Source organism: Pseudomonas resinovorans NBRC 106553 (assembly GCF_000412695.1).
GTDB lineage: Bacteria > Pseudomonadota > Gammaproteobacteria > Pseudomonadales > Pseudomonadaceae > Metapseudomonas > Metapseudomonas resinovorans_A.
Genome location: NC_021499.1, coordinates 5224228 through 5246707 on the forward strand (window position 1 = coordinate 5224228; position 22480 = coordinate 5246707).

A 22480-nucleotide genomic window follows, 5' to 3' on the forward strand; every position below is an offset into this window, starting at 1 on the left:
TCACGACAGCGGAACGCTGACGAAGAACAACAACAGGTGCCCGCCCGAAGGCGTACCGCAGCCGAGGAAGCCACGATGCCTACAGATCCGCGCTATTCCATCCTCTTCGAGCCGGTCCGGATCGGCCCGGTGACCGCTCCCAACCGCTTCTTCCAGGTGCCCCACTGCAACGGCATGGGCCACCTGCGGCCGAACATGCTGGCGGCCATGCGTGGCATCAAGGCCGAGGGCGGCTGGGGTTCGGTGTGCACCGAGGTCACCGACATCCACCCCACCTCCGACCAGAGCCCCTACGCCGAGGGCAAGTTGTGGGACGACGGCGATATCCCGGCGGTGGAAGCCATGACCCGTGCCGTGCATGCCCACGGAGCCCTGGCCGGTATCGAGCTGGCGCACCTGGGGCTGGCCTTCGGCAACCAGGACTCGCGCATGGCGCCGCTGGCCCCCTCGCACCGGTCCATCGTGCTGGACGAGCCAATCCAGGCCCGCGCCATGTCCTTGAGCGATATCCGCGACCTGCGCAAATGGCACCGCGACGCCGCCCTGCGCGCCAAGCGCGCCGGCTTCGACATCATCTACTGCTACGCCGCGCACAACCTGTCGATCCTCCAGCAGTTCCTCCTCCCGCGTTACAACAGCCGCAGCGACCAGTACGGTGGCTCGCTCACCAACCGCGTGCGCCTGCTGCGCGAAGTGCTGGAAGACACCAAGGAGGCGGTGGGCGACCGCTGCGCCGTGGCCCTGCGCTTCGCCGTGGACGAGCTGATGGGCGCGGACGGCCTGCGCTGCGAGGAAGAAGGCCGCGAGGTGGTGGAAATGCTCGCCGAGATCCCCGACCTCTGGGACGTGAACATCAGCGGCTGGCCCAATGACTCGGGCACCTCGCGCTTCACCCAGGAGGGCTTCCAGGAGCCCTACATCGCCTTCGTCAAACGGGTCACCAGCAAGCCGGTGGTGGGCGTCGGCCGCTACACCTCGCCGGACACCATGGTGCGCCTGATCAAGTCCGGGATGATGGACCTGGTGGGCGCGGCCAGGCCGTCCATCGCCGACCCCTTCCTGCCGAACAAGATCCGCGAGGACCGCCTGGACGATATCCGCGAGTGCATCGGTTGCAACATCTGCGTCTCGGCCGACTACAACATCGTCCCCCTGCGCTGCACCCAGAACCCCACCATGGGCGAGGAATGGCGGCGCGGCTGGCACCCGGAGCGGATGAACCCGAAGCGCTCCGACGATTCGGTACTGGTGGTCGGCGCCGGCCCCGCCGGCCTGGAAGCCGCCCGCGCCCTGGGCGAGCGTGGCTACAACGTGGCCCTGGCCGAAGCCGGCGAAACCCTCGGCGGCCGGGTGATGCTCGAAGGCGCCCTGCCCGGCCTTGCGGAATGGCGACGGGTGGCCGACTACCGCATCCTCCAGCTGCAGAAATCCACCCGCGTCGACGTCTACCGCGACAGCCGCCTCAGCGCCGAGGACGTGCTCGGTTTCGGCTTCGCCCATGTGCTGCTGGCCACTGGCTCGACCTGGCGCGACGACGGCGTGGGCCGTACCCACCACCGCGCCATCCCCGGTCTCGAGCACCGCCCGCTGTTCACCCCGGACGACCTGATGGCCGGCCGCCTGCCCCGTGGCGAGGTGCTGATCTTCGACGACGAGAGCTTCTACATGGGCGGCGTGCTCGCCGAGCTGCTGGTGAAGAACGGTTGCCAGGTGACCCTGGTGACGCCCTTCCCGGTGGTCTCGCCCTGGGCCGACAACACCATGGAACAGGGACGCATCCAGGGTCATCTGCTGGAGCTGGGGGTGAAGATCCTCGCCAACCAGCGGCTCAGCGCCCTGGACGCAGAAAGCGCGGTGCTTGCCTGCAGCTTCACCGACCGCGAAAGCCGCCTGCACACCGACGCCGTGGTGCTGGTGACCGAACGCAGCCCGAACGAGGAACTCCTCCTGCAACTGCAGGCCAACCCCGCCGCGTTGCACGACGCCGGGATCAAGACCCTGCGGCCGATCGGCGACTGTTTCGCCCCCGGCATCATCGCCAGCGCCGTGTACCACGGCCACCAGGCCGCCCGCGAGCTGGAAGAGCCGGAAGACGCCATCGGCTTTCGCCGCGAACGCATCATCGTCATAGGCTGATTCGGGAGAACCACATGAGCCTCGGTATCGACAGCGTCATCGATTTCGCCGCCAGCCCGGCCCAGCCGCTGGTGGAAACCATCGACCACGGGGACCTGCTCTCGCCGCCCTACCAGGCGCGCACCTGGGTCCATTACCAGGACCCCAGCGGCGCCTTCGTCGCGGGCGTCTGGGAGGCCGGTTCCTGCGTCGAGAAATTCGTGGCCGAGCATGAGGAGTTCTGCCAGATTCTGCAGGGCACCGTGCGCCTGACGGACGAACAGGGCGAGGCCAAGGAGTTCGGCCCGGGCAGCCAGTTCACCATTGCCGCGGGGTTCCGCGGGCTCTGGGAGAACCTCGGCACGGTCCGCAAGGCCTACGTCACCTGGGCCGCCCCATGACCCTCAACGAATCCCCACAACAATAAGCAGATCGGGAGTCGAACATGCCACTTGGCAAGACCTTGCTCGCCCTCGCCTGCTCCGTCGCGCTCTGCCTGGGCACCGCCCGGGCCGCCGAGGCGGAGAAGCTGGTGAACATCTACAACTGGGCCAACTACATCGACCCGCAGGTGCTCAAGGACTTCGAGCGCGACACCGGCATCCGCCCGGTGTACGACGTCTACGACTCCAACGAGACCCTGGAGGGCAAGCTGCTCGCCGGCAACACCGGCTACGACCTGGTGGTACCCTCCAACAACTTCCTCGGCTACCAGGTTCGCGCCGGCGTCTTCCGTCCGCTGGACAAGTCGCGCATTCCCAATCTGGCCGGGCTCGACCCGCAGCTGGTGCAGCAGCTGCAAGCCGTCGACCCCGACAATCGCCACGGCGCGCCCTACCTCTGGGCCTCCACCGGGATCGTCTACAACCACGACAAGGTGGCCGCAGCCCTGGGCGGCGAGGTGCCGACCTCCTGGGCGCTGCTGTTCGAGCCAGGAAACATGGAGAAGCTGGCCCGCTGTGGCGTGGCCTTCCTCGACTCGGCGGACGAGGTGCTGAACTCGGTGCTGCTCTACCTCGGCGTCGACCCCAACCAGGCAACCGCCGAGGACTACCGCAAGGCCGAGGCGCAGCTGCGCAAGGTGCGTCCCTACATCACCTACTTCAACTCGGTGAAGTACACGGCGGACCTGGCCAACGGCGACATCTGCATCGCCCTGGCCTACTCCGGCGACGCCGGCCAGGCCAACGAACGCGCCCGCGAAGCGGGTAAGCCGGCACGCATCGGCTACCTGCAACCCCGGGAAGGCAGCAAGATCGCCTTCGACATGATGGCCATTCCCGCCGACGCCAAGCACCCGGAAAACGCCGAGGCCTTCATCGACTACGTGCTCGCGCCCAAGGTCATGGCGCGTATCACCGACTATGTGCGCTACCCCAACGCGGTGCCGGCGTCGCGGCAGTTCATGTCGGCCGAAGCCGCCAGCGACCCGATCATCCACCCCGCCCCCGAGGCGCTGGGCAAGCTGGTGGTGATCAAACCACCGGAGCAGAAGCTGATGCGCCTGCAAACACGCCTCTGGAACCAGTTGAAGGGTGGGAAGTGAGGCCCCCTTGTGGGGGCGATCTTGTGGGGGCGATTTCAATCGCCAAGCAGGCCGAAGGCCTGCCCCAGAGGCTCGGGGAAACTGCGTTGCCCTTGGCGAATGAATTCGCCCCCACAGGTATTTCCCCGGATATCTACGTCTGCTCCAGCGCCTTGAGCAAGCGCACCGCCTCGCCGCCGGTCACCGCGCGGTGGTCGAAGTAGGATGGGTTGAGCCTGCGATACCCATCGGCTGATGTGATGGGTATCGCTCCGCTCAACCCATCCTACGAGCTGAAAGGTGGGCGGTGAGTCGCGAGCCCAATGGGTGATCCCGTAGCCCGGCTCCCTACGGCTGCTCCAACGCCTGTACCAACGCCTTGAAGAAGCGCGCCGCCTCGCCACCGGTCACCGCCCGGTGGTCGAAGGTCAGGGACAGCGGCAGCACCGGGTGGATTTCCACCTTGCCCTGCCAGGCCACCACCTCGTCGCGGATGCCACCGGCGCCGATGATCGCCACCTGGGGTGGTACCACCACGGGGTTGGCGTAGCGGCCGAACAGGGTGCCGAAGTTGGACAGGGTGAGGGTAGCGCCCATCATTTCCTGGGGCGGGATGGAGCGCGCCTTCACATCCGCCCGCAGCCGTGCCATGCCTTCCTTGAGGTCCTCCGCGCTGCGTCCGCCAACATCCCGCAGCACCGGTACGAAGAGGCCGTCCGGCGTGTCGACGGCGATGCCGAGGTCGAGCTTGTGGTGCTGGCGGATGGACAGGGCGCGACCGTCGAACCAGCTGTTGAGGATGGGTTCCACCTCGCAGGCAGCGGCGATGGCCTTGCCCAGGCGGATCAGCGGGTCGCGGGCTTCCGGCCAGCGGTGCAGGTCGGCGTCGCCGAACAGGGTCACCGGCACCACTTCGGCATGGGAGCGCGCCATGTTGATCGCCATGCTGCGGCGCACACCCCGCAGGCGCTCGCCACCGAAGCTGTCGCGGGCACTCTGGGCTGCCTGCTCCACATCCGAACGGGTCACCAGGCCGTCGGGGCCGGAGCCGGCCAGGGCGGCCAGTTCCACGCCCATCTGCCGTGCCAGTTGGCGCACCGCCGGGGTGGCGCGTGGCGCCAGGTGTTCGCGGGTGGACGGCGCGGCACCGACGAAGAAGCTGTCGGCCTGGGCGTTGCCGCCGCCTTCCAGGCGACCGACCACGGTGCCGGCGTCGGCGTCCTCGCCTTCATAGCCCAGCAGCGGCTCGCCCACGTGGAGCAGGTCGCCCTCCTTGCCGAAGGTCTTGGCCACCACGCCGTCGTAGGGGGCCGGGATGTCCACCAGGGCCTTGGCGGTTTCCACCGAGACCAGCAGTTGGTCGGCCTTGACGCTGTCCCCCACTGTCACGTGCCACTGGACGATCTCGGCTTCCTGCAGGCCTTCACCCAGGTCGGGCAGTTTGAAGTATTTCATCGTGCGCTCCTTGTCTAGGCATGGTTCTGCTTGTCTAGGCGTAGTTCAGCACCAGCTCGCAAGCGGCGAGTACGTCCTCGGGGCTCGGGATGTAGAGCTGCTCCAGGCGGTACAGCGGCGGCGGGATATCCGGCGCGGTGACCCGCTGGATGGGCGCCTGCAGGTCGAGCAGCGCGCGCTCGTAGAGACTGGCGGCGATTTCCGCGCCCACCCCGCAGCTGCGCGGCGCCTCGTGGACGATCACGCAGCGACCGGTCTTGCGCACCGAGGCTTCGAGGGTGTCGAGGTCCAGCGGCTTGATACTGGCGACGTCTATCACCTCGGCGGACACGCCCCGCTCCTCCAGCATCCGGGCGGCCTGCAGGGTCTCGTGGACGCTGGCGCCCCAACTGATGAGGGTGATGTCCGAGCCCTCGCGCAGGGTGAAACAGGTATCCAGCGGCAGGCGCCTGCCGTCGTCGATGATCGGTTGCGGGTTCATCCGGTAGAGCCTCGTGGGTTCGAGGAAGATCACCGGGTCCGGGTCGTCGATGGCCGACAGCAGCAGCCCGTAGGCCCGCGCCGGCGACGACGGGATCACCACCCGCAGGCCGGGGATGTGGGCGAACAGTGCCTCGGTGCTTTCGCTGTGGTGCTCCGGCGCGCGGATACCGGCACCCATGGGGCTGCGCAGAACCATGGGGCAGCTGAGCCGGCCACGGGTGCGGCAGCGGATGCGGCTGGCGTGGGACACCAGGTGCTCCATGGCGGCGTAGATGAAGCCGAGGAACTGGATTTCCATCACCGGTTTCAAGCCCTGGGCGGCCATGCCCACGGCGAGGCCGGCGATCATTGTTTCCGCCAGCGGGGTGTCGATCACCCGCTTGAAGCCGAAGCGGTCGCGCAGGCCGAGGGTGGCGCGGAACACGCCGCCATTGACGCCAACGTCTTCGCCCAGCACCACGACGTTCTCGTCTTCCTGCATGGCGCGGTGCAGGGCCAGGTTGACGGCTTCGAGCAGGGCGCGTTTCTCAAGGGTGTCGTTGAGGTTACTCATGACCGCGGCCCTCCTCGCGACGTGCGACCCGCTCCATCAGCATTTCGCGCTGATCCCCGAGTGCCGCCGGCCAACGTGCGTAGACGTGGTCGAGCACCGCTTCCACTGGCTGGGTGCCGGCGTTCTCGAAGTTATCCACAGCCGCCTGGACCTGGCGCTGGCAGTCGGCGATGAGCGCCTGTTCGCGGCCTTCATCCCAGGCCTCGCTGGCGGCGAGGAATGCCTGCAGGCGCTTGATGGGCTCTTCCTGCCAGGCCGCCTTGACCTCGTCGGCATCGCGGTAGCGGGTGGCGTCGTCGGCGGTGGTGTGGTCGCCCAGGCGGTAGCTGATGCACTCCAGCAGCACCGGGCCCTTGCCATGGCGGGCGCGATCCAGCGCCCATTGCACGCGGTCGTAGACGGCCAGCACGTCGTTGCCGTCCACCTGCTCGCCGTGGAAGCCGGCACCTATGGCCTTCTGCGCCAGGGTCGGCGCGCCGCTCTGGATGCGCCGGGGTACCGAGATGGCCCACTGGTTGTTGTTCACCACGAAGACCACCGGCAGTTGCCAGGCGCCGGCCACGTTGAGGGCTTCGAGGAAGTCGCCCTTGCTGGTGGCGCCGTCGCCGCAGGTGGTGACCACCGCGCGGTGCTGGCCACGGATCTTGATGGCCGTGGCCACGCCGCAGGCATGCAGGGACTGGGTGGCGATGGGCACGCAGATGGGAAAGTCCTCTTTCGAGCGCGGGTCCTGGAAGTCGCTGCCGCGTTCGTCGCCGCCCCAGTACAGGAGGATTTCCTCCATGCGCACGCCGCGCATCAGTTGCACGGCGGTGTCGCGGTAGTAAGGCACCAGCACGTCGTCGTCGCGCAGCAGGCTGCCGATGGCGACGCCTATGGCCTCCTGGCCCAGGGTCGGGGCGTAGGTGCCGATGCGGCCGGTGCGCTGCAGGGCCACCGCCTTCTGGTCGAAGAGGCGGGTCAGCACCATGCGGCGATAGAGATCAGTGAGGAGGTTGAAGTCGTCGCCCCAGGCCGGCAGCTCGCCGACCAGGCGTCCCTCTGGGTCGAGGAAGCGCGTATAGGGCAGTTCGATCCGGTTGGACATGGCAGTACTCCTTACACCTTTTGGGTGCTTGCGCAGGGCCCGGGGCTTGTGGCCCCAGGAGCTAACGGGCCGGGCCGCTGGTTGGCGGCCGTTCAGCCGAACAGAATGCGCTCGGCCAGGGCGTCGGCGACCCGCGCTGGGGATCGCTTGTCGGCCTGGGCGTGCGCGTAGATCTCGGTGAGTCGCTGGCGGATCTGCGACAGGTGCGCGGTGATCGCCGGCAGTGTTTCGCCCTTGTGCTTGAGGGCGACGTAGATGAGCCCGCCGGAGTTGATCACGTAGTCCGGCGCATAGAGGATCCCGCGCGCTTCCATTTCGTCGGCGATCTCGGCGCTGGCGAGCTGGTTGTTGGTGGCGCCGGCTACCGCCGCGCAGCGCAACTGGCCCACGGTCTGGGCATTGAGGATGCCGCCCAGGCCGCAGGGCGCGAGGATGTCGCAGGGGGTGGTGAGCAAGGCGCCGCTGGCCACCGGCTGTGCGCCCAGTTGCTCCACCGCCAGTTGCACGCGCCCGGCGTCGAGGTCGCTGACCAGCAGTTCGGCACCCACCGCATGGAGCTGCTCGGCCAGGGCGTAGCCCACATGGCCGAGGCCCTGCACGGCCACGCGCAGGCCTTCCAGGTCATCGCTGCCGAGGCGCGCGTGGGCGGTGGCACGGATGCCGGCGAACACACCGAGGGCGGTATGCGACGAGGGATCGCCCGCGGCCGTGGTGCTGGTGACGTGGCCGGTCTGCTGGGCGATGCAGTCCATGTCGGCGCTGGAGGTGCCGCTGTCGACCGCGGTGATGTAGCGGCCGTTGAGGGATTCGATCATGCGCCCGAAGGCTTCGAACAAGGCGGCGCGGTTATCCACATGGGCCGGCCGGATGATCACCGCCTTGCCGCCGCCCTGCTCCAGGCCGGCCAGGGCCGCCTTGTAGCTCATGCCCTGGGCGAGGCGGATGGCGTCGCGGATGGCGCTTTCATCATCGGGGTAGGCGAGGTATCGGCACCCGCCAAGGGCTGGGCCGAGGCGAGTGTTGTGGATGGCGATGATGGCCTTGAGTCCGGTGGCGGGATCGTTGGCAAGGTGCAACGCCTCCAGCCGGGCGGTTTCCATCATGGCGAACATGGCGGGCTCCCTTCCTGACGTTAGGGCCAGTATAGGCCGAGCTGCGCCTTCCGCCCCCTCCGATGGCGACATAAGCCGGTCCGGCGAGATAACCGCCTTGCGTGCCACTACTGGACGAAAATCAACCAGTTGGCTACAAGGAATCAACCCTCCGGAGAGACGTCATGGACCCGCGCCAACGCTGTCTAGCCTGCCTCGAACGCGACCCACCGGCGATGCTGGAGGCGGCCCTGTGGGTCGCCGCCGAGCATGACCCACGGCTGGACCCGGAACGGGTGTTGCGGGATTTCGGCGGCCTGCTGCAACTGGTGGCCGCCGGCCTGCCGAACCTGCCGCCGGTCGAACTGGCCCAGCCCCTGCTGCGGCGCATGAACGAGCTGGACTTCCACGAAGACGACGACACGCCCCTGCGCCCGCGTGCGGCGCTGCTGCCCCAGGTACTGGAACGCCGCCGTGGTCAGCCGTTGTCCCTGGCGCTGCTGGCCCTGGAACTGGCCGCGCGGCTGGGCATTCCCCTGGTCGGGGTGAACTTTCCCGGCCACTTCCTGCTGCGCGTACCGGGGGCCGACCACCTGCTCGACCCCTGCAGTGGCCGGCGGCTGTACACCCGGGACTGCCGCGACATGGTGATGCGCTCGCTGGGGCCGCAGACGGAGCTGCAGGCCGTGCATCTGCAAACCGCCAGCCCCCAGGAGATGATCCAGCGGCTGTCGCGCAACCTGCGCGTGCTGCACCAGGAAGCCGGCGAGTACCTGGCGGCGCTGAAGGATGCCGAGCGCGTGCTGGTGCTCGGCACGCCAGGCATGCACGACCACCTCGCCCGCGCCGATATCTACCAGCGCCTGGACTGCCCGCAGGCGGAGCGCTACGACCTGGAGCGCGCCCTGCTGCTCTGCGACGACCCGGCCCAGCACCTGCATTTGGCCCAGCGGCTGCGCCGGCTGGGACATGTGCAACCGCTGCACTAACGACGCGTTACATCAGCCCCAGGGATTTAGCATGGGCAACCGCCTGGGTGCGCCGCTTGACCCCCAGCTTGCCGTTGATCCGGCGGGCATGGGTCTTCACCGTGTGCAAGGAGATGAACAGGCGCTCGGCGATCTCGTGGTTGGAACAGCCCAGGGCGATCAGGCCGAGCACTTCCAGTTCGCGCTGGCTGAGCGGACCGGCGCCGCCTTCCGTCGGCTCGTCCTCTTCCTCCATGCCGAGCGCCCGGAGCATCGCCGGCTGGCGCAACCGCAGCTCGCGCAGCGGCTGCTGCAGACTGGATTGCGCCGCCAGGACCAGGCCATCGCGCATCAAGGCCCCGGCCCTGGGCAGATCGCCGGCGAGGAACTCGCATTCGGCCAGTGCCAGGTGGATCTCCACCTCCAGCGCCGGCATGCCGGCCTCTCGGGCCTTGTGCAGTTGCCCGAGCAGGCGCTGCCGGGCATTGAACACTTCGCCCTCATAGACCTCGGCCAGCGCCAGCTGCCACTCGATACGCGGGATCAGGTCGAGGGTGGCCGGGGGCGCCTGCACCGCGTGCTCGCCACGGAAGTGCTTGAGCACCCGCAGCAGGGCCTGGCGGGCCTGGCCGGCGCGCCCCTGCATCAGCAGCAGGCTGCTGCTGACCTGCAACAACACCGCGCGGTAGACCCGCTCGGGGATATGGCGGATCTGCATCAGGCGCTCGGCTTCACGCAGGCGATCGAAGGCCGAGTCGAAGGCCCGCTGGTTGGCGTCCAGCACCGCCAGGCCGAGGTAGCCGTAGAGGGCGCGGTAGTCGCCACAGCTGCGGGCCTCCTGCAGCCCGTAGTGATAATGCTCGCGGGCCTCGTCGTCGCGACCCCGGCGCAACGCCAGGCGCCCGCGCCGCAGGGCCAGGCGGCCGAGCAAGGGGCCGGCCAGGCGCGACTGGCTGGCGAGGAACTCCTGGACGCGTTCGAGCAGGGCGTCGGCGCGCAGCAAGGCGCCACGGTGTTCGAGTATCTGCGCATGATCCAGCTCCAGGAACGCCTCCAGCAGCAGGCTGCCCCGGCTGCGCGCCAGCAGCAGCGCTTCGCGGTTGAGGCTCTGGGCGATGTCCAGCTGGCCCCCCAGCAGCGCCTGCTGGGTCAGGCCCGAATAGCAGACCAGGTTCTGTTCCCAGGCTGCATCGGGCAGCGCATCGAGCGACTCGCGCAAGTGCAGCTGGGCACCAGGAGCATCGCCCTGCAGGTGCGCCAGCATGCCGTACTGGGCCTGCCAGTAGGCCACCAGCTCGCGCTGCCGTTCGGCATCCGGCTGGGGCAGGAAGCGTGATTGCCCGGCGATGCAGGTGGCCGCCTCGTCCAACTGCCCAGCGAACATCAAGGCGCCGGCCAGCAGCCGCAGGCAGTGGGGCGACACCTGCAACAGGTCGCGGTCGACCTCTCGGTTCAGGCGCAGCAGCAAGGCGACGTTGCGCCCCTGGAACAGATGCTCGACGCCCATATGCTGCAGCAGGCTGACCGCGGCCTCCGGTTGCCTGGCCTCCAGGGCGTGCTCGATGGCGGCCTGCCAGTCCCCCTCGGCCGCGAACCATTGGCAGGCGCGCAGGTGCCAGCCACGCCCGGCCTGGATATCGCGGGTGCGAATCTGCCGGGCCAGCGGAACGAAGATGCGGAACCAGCCGGGGTGCTCGGCCAGGGGTTCGATGAAGCAGCCCAGCGTCTGCAGGTTGCGCAGCAACGGCGCGCCCTCGCCAACGCCGAACAGGTGCTCGCAAAGGGGCGCATTGAAGCGCGGCAGATGGACCAGCGCGCGCCAGGCTGCCGCCTGGTCGGCACTGAGGAGGGCGAACAGTTCGTGTTCGAGGTAGGCGGCCAGGGTGGCCGACGGGCCAAAGCCATCGCCGGGTTCGGCAATGCCCCAGTCGGCCGGTTCCAGCAAGGCCATGCGCAGGCCCGCGCACCAGCCGCCGGTGCTCTTGAACAGGCGACAGGCGACATCGCCGGCGCCATCCAGGTACGACTGCTGGAGCAGTTGTTCCAGTTCGCCGTGGTCGAACGCCAGGGATTCGGCGTCCAGCTCCAGCAGTTCGCCGTCTATCAGCAGGCGCGGCAGGTTACAGGCGGGACGCCGCCGGCCGCTGATCCACCAGCTCAGCGCCGGGCTGCCGGCACTGAGCAGGCGATCCAGGCAGGCATCCAGCTCGGCGCTGGCCTGGCGGCAGTAATCGTCCAGCACCAGCCAGACCGGCTGGTCCCAGAGCGCCAGCGCCTGGAGCAGGCCCTCCTCGTTCCGCTCTGCGATACCCAGGACGTCCGCCAGCAAGGCGCAGAAGCCGACCACCGCCGGGTTGCCGCCACCCAGCGGCAGCCAGCGCACCTGGGTACCGTCCGGGCAACGCCGCACGCACTCGGTCAGCAGCACGCTCTTGCCGCTGCCGGCCGGGGCGCAGAGCAGGCGCAGGCGCGCCGTGGACTCGACCAGGCGGTCGCTGAGGCGGGGGCGGGAAACGTGCAACGACGGCAGGCGTGGCAGGTGGGCGGGGGTTTCGAAGCGGGTCATGACAGACATTGCGGCATGCCTTCTTTCTTGTTCGAGCAGCGTGGGGCCACACCCTAGGCCTCTACGCCGGTCTTTATGAAGGATCATTCAGAAGCCTGATTCGTTGCCATAAAATATGGGCTTCGCGGATGGGCGATTCTAGGTGATAGCGTTTTGGCTCCCAGCCTGTGGACACTTCCCTCTCCCCCGCCCCTCTCCGATCGCGGCCCGCCCAGAGGGCGAGGGGTGACTCGCGCCGGCGAGGGGCAGACAACTCTGATGCCCATACCGGCCTGAAATGAAACTGAGAGGATCACGCCGCGCCAACCGCCCCTTCAGGAGGCCGAGCGTAATCGTTGCAGAGGGGGACGAGCGGCATGGATGCCGCGAGAGGCGCGCAGGGCCATGGATGGCCCTTCGCGCCGTGCCCCCGGAGCGACGATGCAGCGAGGGGAGTTTGGCGAAGCCAAACCCGGATGTCGGGGCAAGCCCTTTGCTTCCTTTGGGTGGTGCGGCATTCCGACGACTGCCAAAGGAAGTCGCCCGGGTGGGCGAAACAGAAACCCTAAGCACACTCAGAAAAGAGCTGAGCAACCGATCCCCAGCAAAAAAAACGCGGCCCCGTAGGGCCGCCTGAATCAGGGTGTTGCAACCATGGGAGCAGCACGCGCACCTGCCGGTGCGCAGGACTCAACGTACGCCCGCGTTCCGCAGCGCCGCCGGGGTGTAGTCCGGAGCCTTGCCGACGAAGCCGAACTCGAAGCTGTGTTTCTCTTCGTTCTTCATGCCCAGGGCCAGGTAGCGACCGGCGATGATGTCGTACAGGGCTTCGAGGGTGTAGGCCGGTACCTGGTTGTTGTAGTAGTACTGCTGGTGACCCTCGGCGACGCGCCAGAGCTGGCCACGGCCGTCGTAGTGGTCCACCAGCGCCACCTGCCAGCTGTCTTCGTCGATGTACATGTGGCGCTTGGCGTAGATGTGACGCTCGCCGGGCTTGACCGTGGCCACCACTTCCCAGACGCGGTGCAGCTCATAGCGGGTCAGGTCCTGGTTGATGTGGCCGGCCTTGATCACGTCGTCGTACTTGAGCGACGGCGAGTCCAGCTTGTAGCTGTTGTAGGGGATGTACATCTCCTTCTTGCCCACCAGCTTCCAGTCGTAGCGATCCGGGGCGCCGGAGAACATGTCGAAGTTGTCGGAGGTACGCAGGCCGTCGGCGGCGGTGCCGGGGCCGTCGTAGGCCACCTGCGGGGCGCGACGCACGCGGCGCTGGCCGGCATTGTAGATCCACGCCAGGCGCGGCTCCTTGACCTGGTCCAGGGTCTCGTGGACCAGCAGTACGTTACCCGCCAGGCGCGACGGCGCGGTGACCTGCTGCTTGAAGAAGAGCAGCACGTTCGCGCCCTTGTCGGACGCCAGGTCCGGCATCTCCTGGGGCACGGCCACTTCTTCCTCGAAGCGGATCGGGGTGAAGGAACCGTTCACCTGGGGCGTGGCCTGGGTGATGATCCGGCGCAGGTTGCCGCCGCGATAGCGGGTGACGTGGTTCCAGATCACTTCGACGCCATTCTTCGGGATCGGGAAGGCGTAGTAGCGGCTGTCGGCGAAGTTGGCCAGGCCGTTGCCGTCGTTGATCGGCTGGACGTTGAGCGCGCTTTTCTTCGCCGCCTCGTTCACCGCCTCGGGCACCGCCACGGTGCGGTGGGTCGGGTAGACCGGGATCTTGTAGGTGTCGGGGTAGCGTTTGAACATCGCCACCTGGCCGTCGGAGAGCTTGTCCTTGTATTGCTCGACGTTGGCCGCGGTGATGGTGAACAGCGGCTTCTCGTTGGCGAAGGGGTCGGCGAGGAAGCCCTTGGCATCCACCGCCCCGGCGTTCCTGGCCAAGCCACCGGTCCAGGCGGGAATGCTGCCGTCGGCGTTACCGGCCATCTCCGCGCCCAACGGGGTCAGGCTGGTGCCCAGCTTGGCCGCGTCCACGGCGGTTACCGCAGCCATCACGTTGGCGGCCAGCAGGCTCAGGGCCAGGGCGCCGCATTGCAGAATCGTCTTGCGCATCATCATGTTCCCCCTGCTACTCAGAAGTTCACGCCGAAGCTGAGCGCGAGGAAATCGCGATCGACCAGGGTGTTGTATTTGCCACCGAAGAAGTCGGTGTAACTGAGACTCGCGGTGTAGGTGTTCTGGTAATCGGCATCGACGCCGACGCTGAGCGCCTTGGCGCCTTCGTTGAACAGGCCGTTGGGACCGTAGCCGTCGACGTCGTGGGACCAGGCGAGGTTCGGCCGCAGGTTGATGCCTGCGATGGCGTTGCTGTAGTCGAGAATGGCGCGGGTGCGGTAGCCCCAGGAGGTGCTGGTGACGAAGCCGTGGGTATCGCCGTTGAAGCCGTAGGCGCCGAACACCGAGTCGCGGCCGTAGCGCAGCTTGCTGGTGGACTCCAGGCCGCCCACGCGGGTCACACCCACCTCGCCCACCAGGGTCAGGCGGTCGGCGCCCAGTACCTGGTCGAAGAAGTGCGTCAGGGTGGTCTGGGCCTGGGTGATTTCCTTGCGGTTGTAGCCGGTGTTGTCGGCACCCGGACGGGTGGCGATCGGGGAAGCCGCGCCGCCCACCAGCGGGTTGACCAGGGCCAGGGTCAGGTCGGTGGTGTTGATCTGCACCGGCGCGTTCGGCCGGTAGCTGACCTCGCCGCTCCAGGCCGTGCCGGTGGGCAGGGTGGTGGAGAAGCTCAGGCCGTAGAGCTGGATGTTCTCGGGGTATTCCAGGAAGTACTGGCCGTTGCCGAGCGCCACGCTCTGCGCCAGGCCGGCACCGGAGCCGGGGACGATGCCGTTGGCGGCGCCAATGATGCCTGGCATGGCCGCGAAGGTGGCCTGGCTGGCGGTGATGGTGCCCACGATTGGCGTGCGGCTGTGGTAGTTCATGAAGTAGGCGGCGTACTCGGTCTCGTCGCCGAGCCAACGCAGCGCCGCGCCCCACTGCCCGGAGTCGCGGGCATCACGGTCGCTGGCGCGGTGCACGATCACCCCCTCGGAGGTCACGTCGAAGCCCTGGCCGAAGGCGGCGGCGATCGGCTCCAGCGGCGCGATGGCCGGGGAGCCCACGGTGTAGCCGGTATCGCAGCCGTCGGCGGCGACGTCGGAGGTGGCGAAGAAGGTGCCGCAGTTATCCAGTACCGTCTGGTCCCACTCGATCTGGTAGAAGGCTTCGGCCGACAGGTTGTCGGTCAGGCTCTGGGACACATAGAACATGTTGACCGGGATCAGGCCTTCCTTGATCTCGGAGCCCGGACGGCGGAACGCGGCCACGTCGACCGGGTTGATCGAGTTGATGCTGTTGCCGATGAAGGTGCTCTCACCCCAGCTCACCACCTGCTTGCCCAGGCGCACGTTGCCCGGCAGGTCGGCGATGTCGTAGTTGTGGTAGACGAAGGCGTCGAGGAATTGCGCGCCACGGGACTTGGCGCCTTCCTTGCGGCCGCTGTCGTCGATGGGCTTGAACGGGCGGTTCTCGTCCTTGAGCTCGAAGTCGTACCAGTACTTGCCACGGACGAACACGCCGGTGTCGCCGTACTTGAGTTCGAGGTCGTGGATACCCTTGAAGATCTTCGAGAAGGTTTCGCCCTTCTTGAAGTTCAGGCGGCCATCGTCACCGGTCGACGACTGTCCCCGGCCGCCGTTGTTGACGCTGATCAGGTCCGGATCGGCGGAGCGCATCGACCAGCTCGCGCCGACCGACAGCGAGGAGTCGAACTGCCCCTCGATCTCGCCGATGTTGAAATTGACGGCATGTGCCTGGGCGGCAAACCCCATGGCGACTGCGATGGCCAGCGCGTGCGGCCGGAAAACTGCGCGCATTGTTGTTTTTGTCATGCGGCTTTCCTGGTTGGTGAAGGAGGACCACACCCTAACCAGTCACACCTGAAGGCGATAAGCGCACCAAGGAGGGATTCATTCTGTAGCTCGAAAGAGTGAATCGACGCTCTAGAATGATCACTTGCACCCCACCATCGGCGCCCTGCATGCCGCATTATCGAAACCGTGGATGGAGCCTTCGCCCGTGACTACCTCCCGGGCACGGGCTGAGGCATCCTGAGCGCCTATCACGACCCTGATCGACCATGACGACAGCCGATTTCCTCCCCGACCCGCAAACCGCAGCCACCCGCGAGGTGGTGATGCGTTACCACCTGAGCTGGAAACACCGCGACATCGACGCGGTGCTGGCGCTCTATCACCCCGAGGTGGAATACAACGATTTCTTCCAGAGCCGCTGCCTGCACCTTGCGGAACTCGGGGACTACGTGCGGGCGACCATGCCCACCGGCCCCGATGATTTCCTCGTGCACAACGACCGTATCCGGGTGGACGGCGATACCGCGTTCATCCAGTACAGCCTGCGCGTGGGCCAGGGCGGTACCTTTCGTACCAGCGAGGCGATCACGGTGCGCGACGGCCTGATCTGGCGCATCAACGAGTACGCGCTGCTGACCCGGGACAGCCCCGCCCGCGACGGCCAGACCCGACGACCGGCGGCGAGCCGGCTGGGTCTTTCCGCGCGGCAGATGGGCCTGCTGGCCCGCGACATCGAGGAATACTTCCAGCGCTCCCAGCCCTACCTCGATCCGGCCCTGGACCTGCACCAGGTGGCCAGCGCCACCGGTTACACCCGCAACCAGATTTCCTACCTGCTGAACCAGATGCTCGGGCAGAGCTTCTACCAGTACGTCAACCAGGCTCGCCTGCAGCACCTGCTCAAGCTGCTGGACGTCGCCCAGGCGCCGGTACGCATCGACGAACTGGCGTTCACCGCCGGCTTCAATTCCCTCTCGGCCTTCTACCGCTGCTTCCGCCAGCACACCGGGCTCTCGCCCAAGGCGTACCTCACGCAACGGCAGGGGTAGACCGTAGGATGGGTTGAGGACCGTAGGATGGGTTGAGCTTGCGATACCCATCGATCCGGACCGCATGGGTATCGCTCCGCTCAACGGAACGCCGCCCGACCCATCCTACGAACGCTGCCCCGCATTCCCAGCGTGCCCGCGCACACGACAAGCGTTCCGCCAACCACTAGCCTTGCCGGCCATAACAACCTTTTTACCGGGGACTCGCCTATGCAGAACTGGCGCTCTATCAGCCTGTGGATGGACCTGCTCGATGAAGACATCACGCCGCGACCGGCGCTTGCCGGCACGCTGGAGGTGGATGTGGCGATCATCGGCGCCGGCTACACCGGGCTGTGGACGGCTTATTACCTGAAGCGCCAGGCCCCGGAGCTGAAGATCGCCATCGTCGAGGCGCAGTTCGCCGGCTTCGGCGCCAGCGGCCGCAACGGCGGCTGGCTGATGGGCAACCTGCTGGGCGAGGACCGCGCCCTGGCGCCGCTGCCCGCCGACGTGCGCAAGGCTTCCTTCGACCTGCTCCATGGCATTCCCGACGAAGTGGCCGAAGTTCTGGCCCGCGAGGGTATCGACTGCCACTACCGCAAGGCGGGCATTCTCTACTGCGCCGCGCGCTACCCGGAGCAGGAAAAACGCCTGCGCGACCAACTGGCCGACCTGCATGCCGAAGGCCTGACCGACGCCGACTACCGCTGGCTCAGTCCCAGCGAGCTGAACGGCCAGCTGCGCGTGGCCAACCCCTACGGCGGTATCCACACACCGCACTGCGCCACCATCCAGCCGGCCAAGCTGGTTCGTGGCCTGGCGCGGGCGGTGGAAAACCTGGGCGTGCAGCTGTTCGAGCAGAGCCCGGCCACCCATTGGCAACCGGGCCTGGTGCGCACCGCCCAGGGCGAGATCAAGGCCCACTGGGTGGTGCCGGCCGTCGAAGGCTACGCCGCCAGCCTGCCGCCGCTGGGCAAGTACCAGTTGCCGGTGCAGAGCCTGCTGATCGCCACCGAACCGCTTTCCGACGCGCAATGGGCGGAGATCGGCCTGGAACACGGCCAGGCCTTCAGCGAAAGCAGCCGCCAGGTCACCTACGCCCAACGCACCGCCGACAACCGCCTGGCCTTCGGCGCCCGTGGCGGCTACCGCTTCGGCGGCCGGCTGCGGGAAGACTTCCAGCTCAATGACGAGGAAATCGAGCTGCGCCGCTACCTGCTCGGCGAACTCTTCCCTCAGCTGCGCAACGTCCGGGTCACCCACAGCTGGGGCGGCAACCTGGGCATGGCCCGGCGCTTCCGCCCGCACATGTTGGTGGACCGCAGGAACGGCCTCGCCCTCTCCGGCGGCTATGGCGGCGAAGGTGTCGGCGCCAGCAACCTCGGCGGTCGCACCCTGGCCGACCTGATCCTCGGCAAGGAAACCCTGCTCACCCGCCAGCCCTGGGTCCTCGGCGACGGCCCCCTGGAACGCCTCGCGGGCTGGGAACCGGAACCCTGTCGCTGGCTGGGCTACAACGCCATCATCCGCAGCTTCGTCCACGAGGACCGGGTGCTGGCCAATCCCCATAGCGCGCCCTGGCGCCGCTCCATGGCGCTGAAGCTGGCGGGGCTGATGGAAAGCCTGATGCGTTGAGGCGCACGGGATTCTTACGCGGGTTCGCGAGCAGAGCTCGCTCCTACACACCAAGCAACCTGGGAACGAACAACAGATGAAAGCCACCCTGCTGAAGAACACCCACGAACTGCCGCTGTCCGAGCCGAGCCCGGTAGCGGTGCCCGTCGGCGAGCCGGTGCCGCACACCCGCGTGCACTCGGTGGAACGCACCGACGGCGTGGAAACCGGTGTCTGGGAATGCAGCCCCGGCCGCTTCCGCCGGCAGATCGTCGAGCAGGAGTTCTGCCACTTCACCCACGGCAGCTGCACCTTCACCCCGGATGGCGGTGAGCCCATCGAGATCAAGGCGGGCGACGCCCTGCTGCTGCCGGCCAACAGCCTGGGCATCTGGGATGTGAAGGAAACCCTGCGCAAGACCTACGTGATCATCTCCCGCTGATTGAACCGATTAGGTCAGGGGTCTTGAGAACCGTAGGATGGGTTGAGCCCGCGATACCCATCGGCCAATACCATGGATATCGCTCAACCCATCCAACGAACTGCGCCTAGCGACTTGGTGCGCACGGCCCTACCGACGACGCATCAGTCGTCGAAGCTGCCGTGGCGCCCTTGCCCATCCTTGAAGGACTGGGCACCGGCCAGGGTTTCGCCGCTGTGGATAACCTTCATCCCCCCGGCGAACTCATTGGCCAGCGCCGCCTCGAACGGCAGCTCCCACTGGGCATAGGCACTGGCGCGGTCGGCGAGCATGCAGCGCTGCGGGAAGGCGGCGATGGCGTGGGCCAGTTCCTCGGCCGCGGCGCGCGCCGTACCGCTGGGCACCACCCGGTTGGCCAGGCCGATGGCCAGGGCCTCCTGGGACTTCACCGGGCGACCGGTGAGGATCAGGTCCAGCGCCCGCCCCTGACCAACGATGCGCGGCAGGCGCACGGTGCCGCCGTCGATCAGCGGTACGCCGAAACGCCGGCAGAACACGCCGAACACCGCGTCCTCCGCCATCACCCGCAGATCCGCCAGCAACGCCAGCTCCAGCCCGCCGGCCACCGCGTGGCCTTCGATGGCGGCGATCAGCGGCTTCTCCAGCTGCATCCGGCTCGGTCCCATGGGGCCATCGCCCTCGGGCTCCAGGCGATTGCGCCGGGCCCCATTCTCGGCCACCGCGCCCAGGTCGGCCCCGGCGCAGAAGGTGCCACCGCTCCCCGTGAGCACCGCCACCCGCGCTTCCTCGTCGACCTCGAAGGCCTGCAGCGCCGCCGCCAGCGCCTCGGCGGTGGGACGATCGACGGCATTGCGCACCTCGGGGCGGTCGATGATCAGGGTGGTGACCGGGCCGTTCTTCTCGACTCTGATGTTCATGGCAGCTCCTGCTGGATTACTCGGGCGGGTCACTCCGTAGGGGCGAATGAATTCGCCCCTACAGATGCATTCATCGACCGCGCACGGCCCATGAAAAAGGTTCTTCGCGGATTCAGGGGGAAGAGCGAGTTGACAGTCAGGGAAGTGGGTAGATTGGCAGTCGCCAAACGAACCAACCCCCACTCCCTGCTGCCGCCGTGAATCCTATTGATCTTGCCCAGTTCTGGCCAGGCTACGAGGTCGTCGCCTGTCGCCAAGCCACTCACGACACCCTGCTGATTGAGCTCGAACCTCAAGCCGGCTCCCTCCCCAAATGTGGCCGCTGTCACCAAGACTGCCCGCTGATCCACGAGCGGCGAATCCGCCAGGTGCGTGACCGTGACCTGCTGGATCAGCGCGTGCTGCTCCAACTGCCGGTGCGTCGCGTCGATTGCCTGGATTGTGGGCGGGTGACCGAGCGGATCGACTGGCTGGAGCCGGCGTCACGCCTGACTCAGCGTTTGCGCGTCTGGCTCGAGGGTTTGCTGCAATTGCTGCCGATCAGTCACGTCAGCCGCCTCACTGGCCTGCATTGGCACACGCTCAAGACGCTCGACAAGCGCCGCCTGGACGCCTCGGTTGGCGCGTTTGAGCCAGGCGAGGTGCGTCGGCTGGTGATGGACGAGTTTGCCCTGCACAAGGGGCATCGTTACGCCACGGTGATCATGGATGCCGAGCGCACGCGGGTGCTGTGGGTCGGGCATGGCAACAGCCGTGAGGCGATCCGTCCGTTCTTCGAATTGCTCGGCGAGCACTGCCGGCAGATCGAGGCGGTGGCCATGGACATGAACACCGCCTTCGACCTCGAGGTGAAACGGCATTGCCCGCAGGCCGAGGTGGTGTACGACCTGTTCCACGTGGTGGCGCGCTACGGCCGGGACGTGATCGACCGGATCCGGGTCGACCAGGCCAACCGCCTGCGCGAAGACAAACCGGCGCGCAAGGTGGTCAAGCAGAGCCGCTGGCTGCTGCTGCGCAATCGCGAAAACCTCAAGGGCGGACAGGCCGTGCAGTTGCAGGAATTGCTCGCGGCCAACCAGCCACTGGCCACGGCCTACGTGCTCAAGGATGCATTAAAGGAAATCTGGTACGCCCCCAGTGTGCAGGACGGCTGGCGGCGCTGGCGAACCTGGCTGCGGCACGCCCGGGACAGCGGCTTGGCGCCGCTCCAACGCTTTGCCAGGAACCTCAAGCGTTACGCGCGCGGCATCCTCGCCAGCGCCCGTTTCCCCTTGCACACCAGCCAGCTGGAAGGGGTGAACAACCGCATCAAAGTGATCAAGCGCATGGCCTATGGCTTCCGCGACTCGGCCTACTTCTTCCTGAAAATCAAGGCCGCCTTCCCCGGGAAAGCGCGATGAACCATGAAAAAGGCCGGCGTCGAGGCCGGCCTTCACCATAGAACCTAATCCGGGGATTGTTCAGCCCCCTGGCCGAACCGCCCGGCGGAACGGCGCGATCAGAGGGCGTACTTCTGCAGGTTGGCCATCATCTCGCGCAGGGCCTCGACGTTGTCCGCCGGGTGCGCGGCGTTCTCGAAGTCGCAGATGCGCTGCCAGTTGGCGGCCACATCCTCGGCCTCGAAGCCGGCCTTGGGGTCGAAACCGACGCCCAGGCTGCGCTCCCAACGCACCTTGCCGATCCAGCCGCCGCCCACTTCGAAGAGGCCGGAGGTGTCCTGGCAGGCCTGGCTGCCGAGGTAGACCACCAGCGGGCTGACCAGCTCGGGCTTGAGCTGCTCGAACACCTGCGGCGGAATCAGGCCCTCGGTCATGCGGGTACCGCCGGTAGGGGCGATGGCGTTGACCAGGATGTTGTTCTTGCGGCCTTCGATGGCCAGGTTGCGGGTCAGGCCGTACAGGCCAAGCTTGGCCATGCCGTAGTTGGACTGGCCGAAGTTGCCGTAGATGCCCGAGGTGGACGAGGTGAACACCACCCGGCCGTAGTTCTGCTCGCGCATGTGCGGCCAGGCGGCGCGGGTGACCTTGTAGGCGCCCTCGACGTGGACCTTGTAGACCAGGTCCCAGTCGGCGTCTTCCATCTTGTGGAAGGTCTTGTCGCGCAGGATGCCGGCGTTGTTCACCACCACGTCGACGCGGCCGAAGTGGTCCAGGGCGGCCTGCACGATCTTCTCGCCGTCGGTCACCGAGTCATGGCTGGCCACGGCGGTGCCGCCGGCTTCGCGAATCTCCGCCACCACGCGGTCGGCCGCCGAGGCGTTGGCGCCTTCGCCGTGGGTGCTGCCACCCAGGTCGTTGACCACCACCCGGGCGCCATGGCGGGCGAACTGCAGCGCGTGGGCGCGGCCAATACCGCCACCGGCACCGGTGACTATCACGACTTTGTCTTCGAAGCGGATCGCATCGCTCATGGGCTGGACTCCTTGGCAGGCCTGGGTATCGGCCGAGTCTCCGGCAGCTCACCCCGGCCCCACAAGAATCGGAGCCGCCATGAATGGTGCCCGATAAGGGCGACGCTACTTGATGGGAATGAACAGGCAGCCGCGCGGGCGCAGCTTGAACAGCCACCAGAGGTAGCTGTGGCAGAGCAGCGCCAGCAGCGCCGAGACCAGCAGGCAGCCCAATGCCGATAGCCAGATCCAGGGCTGGTGGTCGTTCATGACCGCGTAGCCGATCAGGCTCAGGCCGGCGATGAACAGCAACGCGGCAATGGCCGGCCCAACCGGGCGGATGACGGGATAGAGGAATACCAGAAGGCGGAACAGCATGAGCAGACCTCGGAGGCGCCGGGCAGAACG

The 22480-nt window shown here is 67.3% G+C and carries 18 protein-coding genes; 8 read left to right on the plus strand and 10 right to left on the minus strand.

From position 1 onward, the window contains the following. Positions 1-75 precede the first annotated feature (75 nt). Genes PCA10_RS23515 through PCA10_RS23525 form a run of 3 tightly spaced genes read left to right on the plus strand, consistent with a single transcriptional unit; the run spans position 76 to position 3661 of the window. Complete coding sequence (locus PCA10_RS23515; protein ID WP_016494594.1) at positions 76-2136, plus strand: oxidoreductase; 2061 nt, start codon at positions 76-78, stop codon at positions 2134-2136. A gap of 14 nt (positions 2137-2150) precedes the next feature. Next, positions 2151-2516 carry a cupin domain-containing protein gene (locus tag PCA10_RS23520; protein WP_016494595.1) on the plus strand — a complete coding sequence of 122 codons (366 nt, stop codon included), beginning with the start codon at positions 2151-2153 and terminating at the stop codon, positions 2514-2516. Positions 2517-2560: 44 nt separating this feature from the next. Further along, positions 2561-3661: a polyamine ABC transporter substrate-binding protein gene (locus PCA10_RS23525; protein ID WP_016494596.1), complete on the plus strand. Its 1101-nt coding sequence runs from the start codon at positions 2561-2563 to the stop codon at positions 3659-3661. Positions 3662-3988: 327 nt separating this feature from the next. On the opposite strand, the gene PCA10_RS23530 is transcribed toward PCA10_RS23525, so the two are convergent. From PCA10_RS23530 to PCA10_RS23545, 4 genes are all read right to left on the minus strand, one after another. Beyond that, the gene (locus PCA10_RS23530) at positions 3989-5095 is read right to left on the minus strand and encodes a dihydrolipoamide acetyltransferase family protein (protein WP_016494597.1); all 1107 of its coding nucleotides are present in this window, start codon (positions 5093-5095) and stop codon (positions 3989-3991) included. A gap of 34 nt (positions 5096-5129) precedes the next feature. Beyond that, on the minus strand, positions 5130-6131 hold the full coding sequence (locus tag PCA10_RS23535; protein WP_016494598.1) for an alpha-ketoacid dehydrogenase subunit beta: 1002 nt from the start codon (positions 6129-6131) through the stop codon (positions 5130-5132). After that, the gene (gene pdhA, locus PCA10_RS23540) at positions 6124-7218 is read right to left on the minus strand and encodes a pyruvate dehydrogenase (acetyl-transferring) E1 component subunit alpha (RefSeq protein ID WP_016494599.1); all 1095 of its coding nucleotides are present in this window, start codon (positions 7216-7218) and stop codon (positions 6124-6126) included. Before pdhA ends, PCA10_RS23535 begins: the two co-directional genes overlap by 8 nt. 92 nt (positions 7219-7310) lie before the next feature. Further along, entirely contained in the window at positions 7311-8330 is a 1020-nt protein-coding gene (locus PCA10_RS23545; RefSeq protein WP_016494600.1) for a Leu/Phe/Val dehydrogenase, read from the minus strand. A gap of 164 nt (positions 8331-8494) precedes the next feature. Here PCA10_RS23545 and PCA10_RS23550 point away from each other — a divergent pair, with 164 nt between their 5' ends. Then, positions 8495-9298 carry a SirB1 family protein gene (locus PCA10_RS23550; protein ID WP_016494601.1) on the plus strand — a complete coding sequence of 268 codons (804 nt, stop codon included), beginning with the start codon at positions 8495-8497 and terminating at the stop codon, positions 9296-9298. A 7-nt stretch (positions 9299-9305) separates the two neighbouring features. On the opposite strand, the gene PCA10_RS23555 is transcribed toward PCA10_RS23550, so the two are convergent. From PCA10_RS23555 to PCA10_RS23565, 3 genes are all read right to left on the minus strand, one after another. Next, the gene (locus PCA10_RS23555; RefSeq protein ID WP_016494602.1) at positions 9306-11852 is read right to left on the minus strand and encodes a LuxR C-terminal-related transcriptional regulator; all 2547 of its coding nucleotides are present in this window, start codon (positions 11850-11852) and stop codon (positions 9306-9308) included. A gap of 660 nt (positions 11853-12512) precedes the next feature. Then, positions 12513-13880, minus strand: a complete 1368-nt coding sequence (locus tag PCA10_RS23560; protein WP_041770420.1) for a DUF1329 domain-containing protein — start codon at positions 13878-13880, stop codon at positions 12513-12515. Positions 13881-13900: 20 nt separating this feature from the next. Continuing rightward, on the minus strand, positions 13901-15697 hold the full coding sequence (locus PCA10_RS23565) for a DUF1302 domain-containing protein (protein ID WP_041770421.1): 1797 nt from the start codon (positions 15695-15697) through the stop codon (positions 13901-13903). A gap of 248 nt (positions 15698-15945) precedes the next feature. On the opposite strand from PCA10_RS23565, the gene PCA10_RS23570 reads away from it, so the two are divergent. The 3 genes from PCA10_RS23570 (at position 15946) to PCA10_RS23580 (ending at position 18766) form a co-directional block, all read left to right on the plus strand. Beyond that, complete coding sequence (locus tag PCA10_RS23570; protein WP_016494605.1) at positions 15946-16728, plus strand: AraC family transcriptional regulator; 783 nt, start codon at positions 15946-15948, stop codon at positions 16726-16728. Positions 16729-16938: 210 nt separating this feature from the next. Continuing rightward, entirely contained in the window at positions 16939-18345 is a 1407-nt protein-coding gene (locus tag PCA10_RS23575; RefSeq protein WP_016494606.1) for an NAD(P)/FAD-dependent oxidoreductase, read from the plus strand. Between the two features lie 76 nt (positions 18346-18421). Then, positions 18422-18766, plus strand: a complete 345-nt coding sequence (locus PCA10_RS23580) for a cupin domain-containing protein (RefSeq protein ID WP_016494607.1) — start codon at positions 18422-18424, stop codon at positions 18764-18766. A 143-nt stretch (positions 18767-18909) separates the two neighbouring features. On the opposite strand, the gene PCA10_RS23585 is transcribed toward PCA10_RS23580, so the two are convergent. Beyond that, positions 18910-19683 (minus strand): crotonase/enoyl-CoA hydratase family protein, encoded by a 774-nt coding sequence (locus tag PCA10_RS23585; RefSeq protein ID WP_016494608.1) that lies wholly within the window; start codon positions 19681-19683, stop codon positions 18910-18912. Between the two features lie 197 nt (positions 19684-19880). Between PCA10_RS23585 and PCA10_RS23595 the strand changes: the two genes are divergently transcribed. After that, on the plus strand, positions 19881-21083 hold the full coding sequence (locus PCA10_RS23595) for an ISL3 family transposase (protein ID WP_016493671.1): 1203 nt from the start codon (positions 19881-19883) through the stop codon (positions 21081-21083). Positions 21084-21181: 98 nt separating this feature from the next. Here PCA10_RS23595 and PCA10_RS23600 read toward each other — a convergent pair whose 3' ends face one another. Both PCA10_RS23600 and PCA10_RS23605 read right to left on the minus strand, forming a co-directional pair. Further along, positions 21182-22093, minus strand: coding sequence for an SDR family oxidoreductase (locus tag PCA10_RS23600; protein ID WP_016494609.1), 912 nt, complete (start codon positions 22091-22093; stop codon positions 21182-21184). Between the two features lie 105 nt (positions 22094-22198). Next, complete coding sequence (locus PCA10_RS23605) at positions 22199-22450, minus strand: hypothetical protein (protein WP_016494610.1); 252 nt, start codon at positions 22448-22450, stop codon at positions 22199-22201. Positions 22451-22480: the final 30 nt, after the last annotated feature.

Excerpts from the sequence above, each read along its gene's own strand:
- PCA10_RS23515 (WP_016494594.1), top strand. The coding sequence starts at position 76 with ATGCCTACAGATCCGCGCTATTCCATCCTCTTCGAGCCGGTCCGGATC.
- PCA10_RS23520 (WP_016494595.1), top strand. The coding sequence starts at position 2,151 with ATGAGCCTCGGTATCGACAGCGTCATCGATTTCGCCGCCAGCCCGGCC.
- PCA10_RS23525 (WP_016494596.1), top strand. The coding sequence starts at position 2,561 with ATGCCACTTGGCAAGACCTTGCTCGCCCTCGCCTGCTCCGTCGCGCTC.
- PCA10_RS23530 (WP_016494597.1), bottom strand. The coding sequence starts at position 5,095 with ATGAAATACTTCAAACTGCCCGACCTGGGTGAAGGCCTGCAGGAAGCC.
- PCA10_RS23535 (WP_016494598.1), bottom strand. The coding sequence starts at position 6,131 with ATGAGTAACCTCAACGACACCCTTGAGAAACGCGCCCTGCTCGAAGCC.
- pdhA (WP_016494599.1), bottom strand. The coding sequence starts at position 7,218 with ATGTCCAACCGGATCGAACTGCCCTATACGCGCTTCCTCGACCCAGAG.
- PCA10_RS23545 (WP_016494600.1), bottom strand. The coding sequence starts at position 8,330 with ATGTTCGCCATGATGGAAACCGCCCGGCTGGAGGCGTTGCACCTTGCC.
- PCA10_RS23550 (WP_016494601.1), top strand. The coding sequence starts at position 8,495 with ATGGACCCGCGCCAACGCTGTCTAGCCTGCCTCGAACGCGACCCACCG.
- PCA10_RS23555 (WP_016494602.1), bottom strand. The coding sequence starts at position 11,852 with ATGTCTGTCATGACCCGCTTCGAAACCCCCGCCCACCTGCCACGCCTG.
- PCA10_RS23560 (WP_041770420.1), bottom strand. The coding sequence starts at position 13,880 with ATGCGCAAGACGATTCTGCAATGCGGCGCCCTGGCCCTGAGCCTGCTG.
- PCA10_RS23565 (WP_041770421.1), bottom strand. The coding sequence starts at position 15,697 with ATGACAAAAACAACAATGCGCGCAGTTTTCCGGCCGCACGCGCTGGCC.
- PCA10_RS23570 (WP_016494605.1), top strand. The coding sequence starts at position 15,946 with ATGACGACAGCCGATTTCCTCCCCGACCCGCAAACCGCAGCCACCCGC.
- PCA10_RS23575 (WP_016494606.1), top strand. The coding sequence starts at position 16,939 with ATGCAGAACTGGCGCTCTATCAGCCTGTGGATGGACCTGCTCGATGAA.
- PCA10_RS23580 (WP_016494607.1), top strand. The coding sequence starts at position 18,422 with ATGAAAGCCACCCTGCTGAAGAACACCCACGAACTGCCGCTGTCCGAG.
- PCA10_RS23585 (WP_016494608.1), bottom strand. The coding sequence starts at position 19,683 with ATGAACATCAGAGTCGAGAAGAACGGCCCGGTCACCACCCTGATCATC.
- PCA10_RS23600 (WP_016494609.1), bottom strand. The coding sequence starts at position 22,093 with ATGAGCGATGCGATCCGCTTCGAAGACAAAGTCGTGATAGTCACCGGT.
- PCA10_RS23605 (WP_016494610.1), bottom strand. The coding sequence starts at position 22,450 with ATGCTGTTCCGCCTTCTGGTATTCCTCTATCCCGTCATCCGCCCGGTT.